Annotated in this window: 13 protein-coding genes and 1 other annotated feature; all 13 genes read left to right on the top strand. The window is 41.6% G+C overall.

The window, feature by feature from the left end:
- Positions 1 to 267: 267 nt before the first annotated feature.
- Complete coding sequence (locus tag AB685_RS04940) at positions 268 to 1602, top strand: nodulation protein NfeD (protein ID WP_128755813.1); 1335 nt, start codon at positions 268 to 270, stop codon at positions 1600 to 1602.
- A gap of 20 nt (positions 1603 to 1622) precedes the next feature.
- Positions 1623 to 2612 carry a flotillin-like protein FloA gene (gene floA, locus AB685_RS04935; protein WP_047969377.1) on the top strand — a complete coding sequence of 330 codons (990 nt, stop codon included), beginning with the start codon at positions 1623 to 1625 and terminating at the stop codon, positions 2610 to 2612.
- A 73-nt stretch (positions 2613 to 2685) separates the two neighbouring features.
- Complete coding sequence (locus AB685_RS04930; RefSeq protein ID WP_047969376.1) at positions 2686 to 3294, top strand: hypothetical protein; 609 nt, start codon at positions 2686 to 2688, stop codon at positions 3292 to 3294.
- A gap of 200 nt (positions 3295 to 3494) precedes the next feature.
- A complete protein-coding gene (gene yqfC, locus AB685_RS04925) occupies positions 3495 to 3779 on the top strand; it encodes a sporulation protein YqfC (RefSeq protein ID WP_047969375.1) in 285 nt (94 codons plus the stop codon).
- A 15-nt stretch (positions 3780 to 3794) separates the two neighbouring features.
- The gene (gene yqfD / locus AB685_RS04920; RefSeq protein WP_047969374.1) at positions 3795 to 4982 is read left to right on the top strand and encodes a sporulation protein YqfD; all 1188 of its coding nucleotides are present in this window, start codon (positions 3795 to 3797) and stop codon (positions 4980 to 4982) included.
- A gap of 3 nt (positions 4983 to 4985) precedes the next feature.
- Positions 4986 to 5951, top strand: a complete 966-nt coding sequence (locus AB685_RS04915) for a PhoH family protein (protein WP_047969373.1) — start codon at positions 4986 to 4988, stop codon at positions 5949 to 5951.
- 526 nt (positions 5952 to 6477) lie between these two features.
- Positions 6478 to 8691, top strand: a complete 2214-nt coding sequence (locus AB685_RS04910; RefSeq protein ID WP_053073726.1) for an HD family phosphohydrolase — start codon at positions 6478 to 6480, stop codon at positions 8689 to 8691.
- Positions 8688 to 9161, top strand: coding sequence for an rRNA maturation RNase YbeY (gene ybeY / locus AB685_RS04905; protein ID WP_277814269.1), 474 nt, complete (start codon positions 8688 to 8690; stop codon positions 9159 to 9161). Before AB685_RS04910 ends, ybeY begins: the two co-directional genes overlap by 4 nt.
- Complete coding sequence (locus AB685_RS04900) at positions 9136 to 9531, top strand: diacylglycerol kinase family protein (protein WP_082153503.1); 396 nt, start codon at positions 9136 to 9138, stop codon at positions 9529 to 9531. Before ybeY ends, AB685_RS04900 begins: the two co-directional genes overlap by 26 nt.
- A 122-nt stretch (positions 9532 to 9653) precedes the next feature.
- On the top strand, positions 9654 to 10052 hold the full coding sequence (locus tag AB685_RS04895) for a cytidine deaminase (RefSeq protein WP_082153502.1): 399 nt from the start codon (positions 9654 to 9656) through the stop codon (positions 10050 to 10052).
- Positions 10045 to 10962, top strand: a complete 918-nt coding sequence (era, locus tag AB685_RS04890; protein WP_047969371.1) for a GTPase Era — start codon at positions 10045 to 10047, stop codon at positions 10960 to 10962. The genes AB685_RS04895 and era overlap by 8 nt, the downstream gene beginning before the upstream one ends.
- A gap of 146 nt (positions 10963 to 11108) precedes the next feature.
- On the top strand, positions 11109 to 11249 hold the full coding sequence (locus AB685_RS30145) for a YqzL family protein (protein WP_082153501.1): 141 nt from the start codon (positions 11109 to 11111) through the stop codon (positions 11247 to 11249).
- Positions 11250 to 11364: 115 nt separating this feature from the next.
- On the top strand, positions 11365 to 12141 hold the full coding sequence (gene recO, locus AB685_RS04885) for a DNA repair protein RecO (protein WP_047969370.1): 777 nt from the start codon (positions 11365 to 11367) through the stop codon (positions 12139 to 12141).
- A gap of 40 nt (positions 12142 to 12181) precedes the next feature.
- Positions 12182 to 12362, top strand: a binding site (T-box leader).
- The last annotated feature ends 181 nt before the right edge of the window (positions 12363 to 12543 follow it).

Here is a 12543-nt window from a genome sequence, read left to right as displayed (position 1 = left end):
AAATAGCACCTTACCCATGTAAGGTGCTATTTTTTAAGCTGTGATAGACAAGTCCGCCAATATGATGTTATATAGTCTGACTTACTGCACGGGTTTATCAATCTCCTGAATAAAAATCCCTTTCTTATTGGTTGTTCACATAACCGCCACATTCAGTTTTTATTTCATAAAAAAATCTGCAGCAATGAAACTTTGTGGTTTTCTATGCGTATTACATACTGGTTAGGGTGAAAATAAAATGAAAAGGTTTCTGGAGAGGAGGACATGATGAAAAAAGTTCTTCGTATTAGTTATGTTAGCGCTTTTGTGCTTGCACTTATTTTATCCGCTTTACCGCTTTTTCCAGCCCACACAAGCAGTGCAGATAAGCTGGTACACGTGATACCGGTGAATGGTACGGTGGAGAAGGGGTTGCTTGCATTTATCAATAGGTCCATCGAAACTGCAGAGAAATCGGGGGCCGACCTAATAGTCTTTGATATCAATACACCTGGTGGGGCTGTAGATGCAGCGAGTGAAATTGCAGACAGTTTTCAAGGCACTTCCATACCCACAGTCGCCTTTGTGAACAATCGGGCTTTATCTGCAGGAGCATATTTAGCCTTATATGCAGATGAAATTTATATGACTCCAAATGCAAGCATGGGTGCAGCTGCAGTCATTACAGGAGATGGCAATGCTGCCGAGGATAAAGCACAGTCATATTGGCTTAATGAAATGAAAAATGCTGCCGAGTCAAATGATCGTGATCCGAAATACGCATTGGCTATGGCGGATAAAGAGATTGACCTGCCGGAAGTAGGGGCTGCAAAAGGCTCTTTGCTTACATTAGGTCCCAAAAATGCTTTGGAAGTTGAATATTCAGAAGGAACAGTTTCCAGTCTGGATGAGCTGCTCGTCAATTTAGGTTATGAGGATGCAGAAGTTGTTACTGCTGAAGTGACATTCGCAGAGAAGATAGCACGATTCTTGACTGATCCTATTGTTGTTCCAATCTTATTATCCATCGGTTCTCTCGGTTTAGTACTTGAATTGTACTCCCCAGGCTTTGGAATTCCTGGTGCAATGGGAATCAGCGCATTGTTATTGTTCTTTTACGGCCATATGGTAGCTGGTCTTGCTGGAATGGAAACAATTATCCTTTTTGTAGTAGGTGTGGTATTAATTGTTCTGGAGCTCTTCGTGCCTGGTGGGATACTTGGTGTTATCGGACTGGGCGCAGTAATTACAAGCTTCTTTTTAGCAACAGATGATATTGCAGGAATGGGGTTATCCTTATTGATTGCTATGTTGGTAACTATAATTGCAATGGTATTACTCTTTACGGTATTTGGTAAGAAAATTCGGTTGTTCGACCGGATAGTACTTCGGGATTCAACCAATACTGAGCAGGGTTATGTATCAAATGTATCAAGAATTGAATTGGTAGGCCAGGAAGGGGTTACATTAACTCCATTACGGCCTGCAGGAACCGCTGTTATCAACGAAGAGCGAATCGACGTTGTCACAGAGGGGAATTTTATTGGCTCGGATAAACGAGTGAGGATTGTAAAAGCGGAAGGATCTCGCATTGTTGTACGGGAAATCCATTCTGTTGAATAATATTTAGGAGGAATTAGAATATGGATCCAAGTGTATTAATAATATTGTTAGCTGTTGTACTGGGAATCATCTTTTTATCTGTTTTACTTACATTTGTCCCGGTAATGCTGTGGATTTCTGCATTAGCAGCAGGTGTAAGAGTTAGTATTTTCACGCTGGTAGGGATGAGATTAAGAAGGGTTATCCCAAGTCGTGTAATAAACCCATTAATTAAAGCTCATAAAGCAGGGGTAGATGTTACAACGAACCAATTAGAAAGTCACTACTTAGCTGGTGGTAATGTTGACCGTGTGGTAAATGCACTTATCGCAGCTCAACGTGCGAACATTGAATTAACATTTGAGCGTGCTGCTGCAATTGATTTAGCAGGTCGTGACGTTTTAGAAGCGGTGCAAATGTCCGTTAACCCGAAAGTAATTGAAACTCCATTCATCGCTGGTGTTGCGATGGACGGAATTGAAGTGAAAGCAAAAGCTCGTATTACAGTTCGTGCGAACATCGAGCGTTTAGTCGGTGGAGCTGGTGAGGATACAGTAATCGCCCGTGTTGGTGAGGGTATCGTAAGTACAATCGGTTCTGCAACTGGACATAAAAAGGTATTGGAAAATCCTGATTTGATTTCTCAAACAGTACTTTCCAAAGGTTTGGACGCAGGTACTGCATTTGAAATCTTATCTATTGATATTGCGGATATTGATATCGGTAAAAACATAGGTGCAGAACTTCAAACGGACCAAGCAGAAGCAGATAAGAAAATTGCACAAGCGAAAGCGGAAGAACGCCGTGCAATGGCCGTTGCGCAAGAGCAAGAAATGCGCGCTCGCGTAGAAGAAATGCGTGCGAAAGTTGTGGAAGCGGAAGCGGAAGTTCCACTTGCAATGGCAGAAGCATTACGTTCTGGCAACATTGGTGTAATGGACTACATGAACATTCAAAACATTACAGCTGATACTGATATGAGAGACTCTATTGGTAAGCTTACAGATCAGCCGGAAGACGGAGAGAAATAAGTTAGATGATAAAGCGGGAAGAGTGACATGGCTTTTCCTGCAACTCCTTTAAGGAAGGGAGGATGATGTTCAATTGGAAGCTATTTTTGAAATATTTCAGAATGCTCCCTGGCTGTTGATTGTGCTTCTTGGTATTATCTCAAGCTTGTTTAGAGGTAAAAAAGGAGAGGAACAACAGCAACAGCAACAAAATCGTCAGCAACAGCAGCGCCAACAGCGCCAACAGGCTGCTACGCAGGCATCCCAAAGAAGGCAAGATGACTATGAGGATTACAGACGCGAAAGCGCCTCGACCCCTCAGCGGGAAGAAAAGCCTCGTTTTGATTGGGATATAGATATTTACGGGGAAGGGAAGCTTGAAGAACTGGAACAGAAAGTTCGAGAAAAAGTGAACCCTTACCTCGAAAAGATGGAAAAGAATAAAGAGAAAGTTACCCCGATAAGAGAGAAGGTTTCCCAAGAGGTGAGAGAACTGTCCATCAAAGGTCAGGAAATCTCGAAGGACAGTCCTATCTTAAAACAGGAGCTTCAACTTTCAGAAGGGAAAGTTGTAAATTCCCGATATCGTATTAAACCGAACCGTGTGGTGGAAGGTGTGATGTGGTCTGAGATATTAGGCCAGCCACGTTCCAGAAATCCTCATCGTCCTGTTTATACAGAACATTTCTCAAAAAGAAAATAAACAGTTAACCCCCTGTAAATGAAGGATACTTCATACAGGGGGTTTTCTTTTGAGTTGAGTCCAATCCGAACAACGGACTACCCACATTTTTAATCAACACCACCATTCGCAATATAACTCCTAACACCATTAACACCCGAAAAATTCTGTATTAAACCCGCTTCTCCCTTCATACATATGAAAGGAAAGGGGGTTTTTCCATGCTGAAAAAGTTTCGTTCTCGAATGAACAATTGGATCACCAACAATATGGAATTACCCGCAGATGTCATGATGGATCTGCCACGAATAACGATGATAGGACAATTACATATATATATTGAAAATCACCGGGGTTTAATAACGTTCAGCGATACGGAAATCCGGTTGTTGCTTAAACAGGGACAGCTTCTGGTCAAGGGAGATTCCTTTGTGATCAGAACCATCCTACCAGAAGAGATCCTGTTGGAAGGGAAAATCAGTCAAGTGATGTATTTGGAAGAATAATTTAGGAGGATACACATGAAAAATCAATGGATGAACTTTTTTTCAGGAACCGTTAAAATAATTATTCATGGCAAGGGAGTGGAAAGGTTTCTCAATGATTTAACTCGGAGCGGGATACAGATATGGAATGTGAAAAAAATGGGACAAGAGGCTTATACCTGCCATGTCCTCTTAAAAGATGTAAGGAAGCTGAGGTCACTTATTAAGAAGCAGGATTGTAAATTCAGGTTTCTGACACGAAAAGGCCTTCCTTTCCTGACGCAGTATTCACTCAAAAATAGTGGCTTGATTGTCGGGGTTATCGTTTGCTTCATTACTGTCTTTTTGTTATCAAATATGGTTTGGAGTATTGAAATCAAGGGTGCAGAACCTGCTACGGAGCATAAGATTATGCAGGAGCTGGACAAGCTTGGCTTGAAAAAGGGAAAGTTTCAATTTTTTATTCAAGATGTCGAGAGTATTCAACGCTCTTTAACGGACACAATAAGTGAAATTACTTGGATAGGCGTGGTTCTGAATGGGACATCCTATCATTTTGAAGTGGTAGAAAAAAATGAACCAGAAAAAATTGAAACATTAAACCCTAGAAGCCTTGTTGCAAAGAAAAAGGCAATGATAGCAAAAATCTATGTTGAAAAAGGACAATCAATGGTACAGGTGGATGATTATGTTGAGAAGGGGCAGGTACTTGTGTCCGGATTGATTGGAAAAGAAGATAACAAAAGATCCATTGCAGCAGTTGGAGAGGTGCTGGGGGAAACGTGGTATTTGACGAAAGTGGATGTGCCAATTAAGACGAAACTCCCCGTTTTAACTGGAGAAGCATACAATAGGCACTATGTTAAAGTAGGCAGTCTGAAGGTGCCGGTATGGGGATTCTTTACACCAGAATTTGAACGGCAGGAAGAATACGATGCGGAACGCCCTTTCTATTTCTGGAAATGGAAGCTCCCCTTTTCATATGTAGGGAATACTGTACATGAACAGGAAATCGTTGAGAGAATCTATGATGATGAGGAAGTAATCGAGCAGGCACTTAAAATCGGAAGAGATCAGGTTCTTTCCGATTTGGATGAAGAAGCAGAGATAAAAGGTGAAAAAGTTTTGCGCACTCATAAGGAGAATGGTAAAGTAAGTGTAGATATACATTACCAAGTCATTGAAAATATTGTAAAAATCGAACCAATTATTCAAGGAGACTAATGAATGTCAGAAGAACTAGTGATGATGAACCAACAACTAAATAATCCAAACGAAGCAATTGCTCTTTTCGGGAATCAGGATATAAATCTGAAGAGAATTGAAGAAGAGTTGAATGTATCCATTGTTACACGCGGTGAAACAGTAAATGTTTCAGGTGATGCCAATCAGGTGGAGCTAGTGGACACCGTAATTCAAAATCTGCTGCTGGTTATCCGTAAGGGTGTTTCCATCAGTGAGAGGGATGTTATTTACGCCATACAGCTTGCAAAAGAGGGCAAAATGGACTCATTCTTGGAGCTTTATGATGAAGAATTGACCAAGAATGTAAAGGGAAAATCCATTCGCGTAAAAACTTTGGGACAAAGACAGTATGTAGCAGCCATCCGTAAAAAAGATCTTGTATTCGGTATTGGTCCAGCGGGAACAGGGAAAACCTACCTGGCTGTCGTGATGGCAGTTACTGCATTGAAAAATGGACAAGTGAAGCGGATCATCCTGACGCGCCCTGCGGTGGAAGCAGGAGAGAGCTTAGGATTCCTTCCGGGAGATCTGAAGGAGAAAGTTGATCCATACTTGCGACCGTTATATGATGCTCTGCACGATGTCTTTGGTTCTGAGCACACACAAAGACTGATTGAAAGAGGAACAATCGAAATCGCTCCTTTGGCATATATGAGGGGCCGGACACTTGATGATGCATTTGTCATACTGGATGAAGCGCAGAACACTACTGCAGCCCAGATGAAAATGTTCCTTACAAGACTTGGCTTCGGTTCCAAAATGGTCATTACGGGAGATATCTCTCAAGTGGATCTTCCTAAAGGAATGAAGTCTGGACTTAGGGTTGTAAGAGATATACTAAAGAACACGTCAGGTATCCAGTTTATTGAATTGGAACAGTCTGATGTTGTTCGTCACCCATTGGTTGCTCGAATTATTGAAGCATATGATAAGTTGGAATCAAAATAAGGCCCCTTTAATGGGGCTCTTTCGCGTGTAGCGGATAGAATTTTTAGGTTATGTTTAACGCCGCTGTTGGTTTACGCACTGGGCTTCGCTTTCCACGGGGCACTTGCGGAGCCTCCTCAACAAGCCTGAGGGCACTGAAAAAATGAAAACGAATTGTTTTTAATGGTTTCTAGCTGTGGATTGGAGCAAATAGCGTAGAATCCTTAAAAATGCGAGCATTTTCTGCGTGCGATGTATCGCTGCCGTAGCCTTCCTTGTCCTGCAGGGGAGTAGCGACAATCTTGAGACCCCGCAGGGCGTAGCCCGAGGAGGCTCAAGGTCGCCCCGCGGAAATCAACAGCGGTGTTTACTCAAGAACTAAAATTCAGTACTTTTTCAGTGGTCTCGGCTTCGCCTGCGGGGTCTCCGCTAAGTGCTACCTCCCGTAGGAGTCACCGCCCCGTGCTCCAATCACCAGCTGTAGTATCTATTAATCTTATCAAATCCTATTTTTAAAGCGCGTCGTTTATGGAAGGGGATAAAAAAAGTGAAAAAGAAATCGAACCGTCGGAGAATTTCTTTTCAGCACTTGAGGACCTTTAAGTTTTACCATGTCATCATCTACATGTTATTAGGGCTTATCATGTTCGGAACCATGTTCAGTAACGTGAAACCGGAGAAAATAAATGTACAGCTGTTTACCAATGCAGAAAAGACGATTGTGGCACCACATAGCTTCGAGGACAGGGAAGCGACAGAAGCCCTTAGAAAAGAAGCAGAAGATAAAATCCCTGACCAGTACAACCGAGACAAAGATCAAGCTTATCAGCAGGTTGCTAGGGTAGAGAACTTCTTTGACGTATTGATAGATACCAAGAAACAGGTGGCAGAACTAGAGAAGGCACCAGTACCATCCACCCCTCCTTCTGAAGAAGAGGGAGATGCTTCTGCGACCCAAGAAGAGCCAGAACCTGTTCAGCTTACAGATACAGAGAAACTGGAGCTACTAGAGACGTCTCTTGACGGACAGGTTCCTGAACAATGGAACGAAGAACTCGATGATGAAGCCTTATTGTTTTTACTCGCTTCTAAGGAAACCGATCTGATCAGATACAAAAATGCAGCTGTGACTGCCATCAATAATGCTATGTCCAGAGATATACATACACCTGAAAATCTGACTGAGGCAAGAAACAGTGCGAGAACCGAACTTTCCGTATCTGGCAATGTTCCAAGTGTAATTATTAATCTTTCCAGCCTTTCTGTCGTGCACAATGTCATCTATGATTCAGCTCAAACACAGGAAAAGAGGCAACAGGCAATTGATTCCGTTGAACCTGTAAGAATTTCACAAGGAGATACGTTAGTGAAGGCAGGTCAATTTATAGATCGTGATGTATATAGACTTCTTACTGTCGCGGGATTTGTTGACCAATCGAACAGTATTGCTCCATTTATGGGATTATTAATTATTATCGGATTAATGATTTGTGCACTGATTTATTTGTTTAAAAACATCGATACGACCATTCATAGCAAAAATACGTATTTGACCATGTATCTATTGATATTTTCCATCACGCTGATTTTGTTGAAAATCTTCAGTTTCTTCCAAACGTTGAATACGACTGAAATAGGCTATATTGCACCAGTTGCAATGGGAGCCATGCTAATAAAAATGTTGATAAATGACCGTATCGCAATAATTTCCAGTATTATTTTCGGAATATGCGGGAGCTTCATTTTTAATATGGTACCTGGGGCGATGAACTATACGGTAGGTTCCTACCTTATAATCTCCGCAGTGGCATCTGTTCTTTTTTTGAATCAACATAACAGGCGTCTTACCATTCTCCAGACGGGTCTATTTGTGTCCTTTATTAACGTGGTAACGGTCATTGCGATGGTTCTTCTCACAAACAGGGATCTATCTGGAATGACGGAACTGTTGGAGCTTGGGATCAACGGAACCATGGCTATAGGCTCCGGAGTCGTATCAGCTGTTCTTACCATCGGGATTTTACCATTCTTCGAGGTGGGATTCGGAATGCTTTCTACGATGAAATTGTTGGAGCTTTCCAATCCGAACCATCCTTTATTAAGGAAAATCCTGATGGAAACGCCGGGTACGTACCATCATAGCGTAATGGTGGCAAATCTGTCCGAATCGGCCTGTGAAGCCGTGGGCGCAAACGGATTGCTTGCTAGGGTGGCTTCTTATTATCATGATATAGGCAAAACAAAAAGGCCGCATTATTTCATAGAAAACCAGATGGGGAGATCCAACCCCCATGACAAGCTTCCTCCTCAGACGAGCAGGAATATCATTGTCGCCCATGCTACGGACGGGGCTCAAATTCTACGTGATCATAATATGCCAAAAGAAATTGTGGACATTGCAGCCCAACATCATGGAACATCACTGTTGAAATTCTTTTATTTTAAAGCGAAAGAACAGAATGAACAAACCCCGGAAGAGGAGTACCGATATCCTGGGCCGAAAGCTTCCACCAAGGAGGCGGCGATAGTGGGGACTGCCGATAGCATTGAAGCAGCGGTAAGGTCATTGAATAACCCTACTCCCGATAAAATTGAGAGTATTGTAAAAGCTATTATCAAAGACCGACTCCAGGATGGCCAGTTTAGTGATTGCGCTTTGACATTTAAAGAGCTCGAGGAAATCGGCCGATCCTTCTGTGAAACGTTACAAGGAATATTTCACTCAAGAATCGAGTACCCGAAAGGAGACGAAGAATCATGATGGAAATTGATATGCTAGATGAAACTTCAAGACTGACTGATGAGCAATGGAAGGATATCAAAGACTTACTGATCTTTGCTGCTGATAAAGAATCGATTCAATCAGGGGCTGAATTGTCTGTAACCTTTGTGGATGATGAGAAAATCCAGGAAATCAACCGAGAATACCGCGAAAAGGACCGCCCTACAGATGTCATTTCTTTCCCCATGGAGGAAATGGGCGAGGGTGAAATAGAAATTCATTATGATGAGGAAGCGCCACGGATGCTCGGCGATATCATCATTTCTATTCAAAGAGCGGAAGTACAAGCCGAAGAATACGGACATTCTGTTAAGCGGGAACTTGGATTTCTTGCACTTCATGGACTATTGCATCTGCTAGGATATGACCATGAAAACGAAACGGATGAAAAAGTGATGTTTGATAAACAAAAGGAAATTTTGGATGCATATGGACTCTCGCGATCGTAACAATAAGGGATACCGAGGTTCCTTCACTCGCAGTTTTTCCTATGCTTTTGAAGGATTGCTATTTGTACTTCGAACAGAAAGAAACATTAAATTTCACTTGTTTACAGCTGTGATGATGATTGCTTTGTCCATATATTTTGATATTACCAAGGTGGAGTGGCTCGTTCTCTTCCTGGTAATCGGTGGGATGTTTGTGATTGAAATCATTAATACAGCGATTGAGAACGTGGTGGATCTTGTTACGGAGGAGTTCCATCCGCTTGCGAAAACGGCGAAAGATGTGGCGGCTTCTGCTGCCTTAGTTTTTGCTTGTATCTCTGTTATAATTGGTGTAATCTTATTTGGCCCTTATATAATGGTCCACCTTTAAATAAATTGAAAATTTAAAATTTTTTATATTTTTGTTTAATTTAAGGGTGATTTACAATGGAATTTAAGGTAAAATATAAGTAACGCGTACCTGAAGCTTACAGAAGAAAGGAAGAAACAACTGTGAACATCGAAGCTTTAATCGAAGAAGCAAAAGCAGCAAGAGAAATGGCATATGTGCCCTACTCAAAATTTAAAGTAGGAGCAGCATTATTAGGAAAAGACGGAAAGGTCTATCGCGGATGCAACATTGAAAACGCTGCATATAGTATGTGTAACTGCGCAGAGAGAACAGCGCTGTTCAAGGCGTATTCAGATGGCATGAGGGAATATGATGCCATTGCTGTTGTAGCCGATACAAAACGACCTGTTCCACCTTGTGGTGCTTGCCGTCAAGTCATCTCGGAGCTATGTGCACCTGAAATGAAAGTGATCCTGACGAACCTTCACGGTGATATACAGGAATTGACAGTGGGAGAATTGCTACCAGGAGCCTTTTCACCGGAGGATTTAGATGCATAACAATTCAACTACAAACTATAAATCAGGGTTTGTCTCCATCATTGGCAGGCCGAATGTTGGGAAATCCACCTTTCTAAATAGAGTAATCGGCCAAAAAATTGCGATAATGAGTGACAAGCCACAAACGACTCGTAATAAAATTCAGGGTGTATATACACAAGATGACGCTCAAATTGTATTCATTGACACACCAGGCATTCATAAGCCGAAGCATAAGCTTGGCGACTTTATGATGAAGGTGGCGCAAAACACGTTAAAAGAGGTTGATCTTGTCCTATTCATGATCAATGCGAAAGAGGGCTTAGGAAAAGGCGATGAATTTATCATCGAGAAGCTAAAGGAAACTTCAACTCCAGTCTATTTGGTAATTAACAAAATTGATGAAGTCCATCCGGATGAACTCCTCCCATTAATGGATATTTATAAAGCTTTATTTCCATTCAAAGAAATAGTACCCATTTCGGCTTTGCAAGGTAACAACATTGAAGTTCTGCTGGACCAGATAAAGAAATTCCTCCCGGAAGGACCACAGTATTACCCTGCAGATCAAGTGACAGACCATCCGGAACGTTTCATCGTTGCAGAACTTATCAGAGAGAAAGTGCTGCATCTGACAAGAGAAGAAGTACCGCACTCCATTGCTGTGGCAATCGACTCGATGAAAAAACGGGAAAACAAGGACATGGTTGATATTCAAGCCACCGTTGTAGTAGAGCGTGATTCTCAAAAGGGTATAGTCATAGGCAAGCAAGGAAAAGTCCTGAAAGAAGTGGGACAAAAAGCCAGAGTGGACATTGAAGCATTACTAGGCTCCAAAGTATTTCTCGAACTGTGGGTAAAAGTTCAGAAAGATTGGCGTAATAAGCAGTCGCAGCTTAGGGATTTTGGTTTTAATGAAAACGAATATTAATTGGGAAGACGAGCGGACGCAGTCAAATCATAACAGGAAATTTACAATATTTATCTAACATGTTTTGACCCTTCTGAGGTCATCATAGTCATATAGGAATTGGAATAAGCATGCTGGTCTTTACTACAGAAAGGGTGGGGTTTACAATGTTGGATTTTACCTGGAAGGTCTTTAAGGAAACAGGTAATATTGATACCTATCTTCTTTTTAAAGAGCTTGAGAAAGAGAATGGCGATATACCCGAACAGACAGAAGAGCTGGCAAATCATGACTTACCAATTTCATAATGACAGATGATCAAATAGTTAAGGCAATTTGCACACATGGATGTTGCGGATTGCCTTTTTATTTTGCAGACTTTACAATGATGTAAAAGCCTGATAAAAATGGACGGTGTACGATTTGCTACATAAATGTGAAGGTATTGTCATTCGAACGAATGCCTATGGAGAAAATAATAAAATTGTTACGATCTATTCAAAAGAGCTTGGGAAGGTGGGGGTGATGGCCAGGGGGGCGAACAAACCAAGCAGCCGCTTTACCGCTGTCTCCCAACTGTTTTCTCATGCAACCTTTGTCTTCCAAAGGGGGACAGGTCTTGGAAGTCTCCAACAAGGCGAAATCATGGAATCCATGAGATCTATCAGAGAGGATATCTTCCTCACAGCCTATGCCTCGTTTATCGTGGAAATGATGGACAAGACAACTGATGAAGGGAAACGTAATCCAGCCCTTTATGAACTGCTATATCTGGTGTTGCATTATATCAACGAAGGCATTGATGCTGAGATATTGACATTCATCTTTGAAATGAAGATGTGCGATGTAATCGGAATAACACCAGAACTTAGTCGTTGTGCATCTTGCGGAGCAACGGAAGGGACCTTTGCCTTTTCCATAAAAGAAGGCGGTTTCCTTTGCAACAGATGCTTCCATAAGGACCCGTATCTTATCAAAGTATCACCAGCAACTTTGAGACTGTTACGTACGTTTTATTATTATGATTTGAATCGAATCGGTAACCTATCATTAAAAGAAGAGACAAGAAAAGAACTTCGTTTTATCATAGATGAATATTATGAAGCTTATTCAGGGATAATGTTAAAATCCAAACGCTTTCTTAAACAAATTGGTTCATTAAAAGCGACTCTTCCTGAAAAAAAGTCTAAACCTGATTGACTTTACAAAAGAAATCATTTATTATCCAATTACATTCATTAAGATTGCGTTGAAGGAAAATAGTACTTATCAAACTCGATTTAAGCGAACCTAGGGTGGTGTGAGCTAGGGAATCAAGAGATAAGGAAGGCGTTCTGGAGCGATACGGATAAAGTGGTAAAAGGGGTCGTTAATCCTTTTACAAATAGGGTGGAACCGCGGGAGAACCTCTCGTCCCTATGCTGACAACAACTGTTGGCATAGAGACAAGAGGTTCTCCTTTTTTGTCCTAAAGCCAACGAATTGTAATTGAGGTATTGATTTTCTGAATGTTGATTATGTTTCCCTATTAATTGGAGTGCAAGGTGTGAGACTCCAGCGGGGGAGTAACGGTTGGTTGAGACCCCGCAACGAAGTGAGGAG

It is taken from the genome of Bacillus sp. LL01, assembly GCF_001037965.1.
This window is presented reverse-complemented; position numbering and strand designations above follow the sequence as displayed.

Excerpts from the sequence above, each read along its gene's own strand:
- yqfC (WP_047969375.1), top strand. The coding sequence starts at position 3,495 with ATGCTGAAAAAGTTTCGTTCTCGAATGAACAATTGGATCACCAACAAT.
- floA (WP_047969377.1), top strand. The coding sequence starts at position 1,623 with ATGGATCCAAGTGTATTAATAATATTGTTAGCTGTTGTACTGGGAATC.
- AB685_RS04940 (WP_128755813.1), top strand. The coding sequence starts at position 268 with ATGAAAAAAGTTCTTCGTATTAGTTATGTTAGCGCTTTTGTGCTTGCA.
- AB685_RS04900 (WP_082153503.1), top strand. The coding sequence starts at position 9,136 with ATGCATATGGACTCTCGCGATCGTAACAATAAGGGATACCGAGGTTCC.
- ybeY (WP_277814269.1), top strand. The coding sequence starts at position 8,688 with ATGATGGAAATTGATATGCTAGATGAAACTTCAAGACTGACTGATGAG.
- AB685_RS30145 (WP_082153501.1), top strand. The coding sequence starts at position 11,109 with ATGTTGGATTTTACCTGGAAGGTCTTTAAGGAAACAGGTAATATTGAT.
- era (WP_047969371.1), top strand. The coding sequence starts at position 10,045 with ATGCATAACAATTCAACTACAAACTATAAATCAGGGTTTGTCTCCATC.
- AB685_RS04915 (WP_047969373.1), top strand. The coding sequence starts at position 4,986 with ATGTCAGAAGAACTAGTGATGATGAACCAACAACTAAATAATCCAAAC.
- yqfD (WP_047969374.1), top strand. The coding sequence starts at position 3,795 with ATGAAAAATCAATGGATGAACTTTTTTTCAGGAACCGTTAAAATAATT.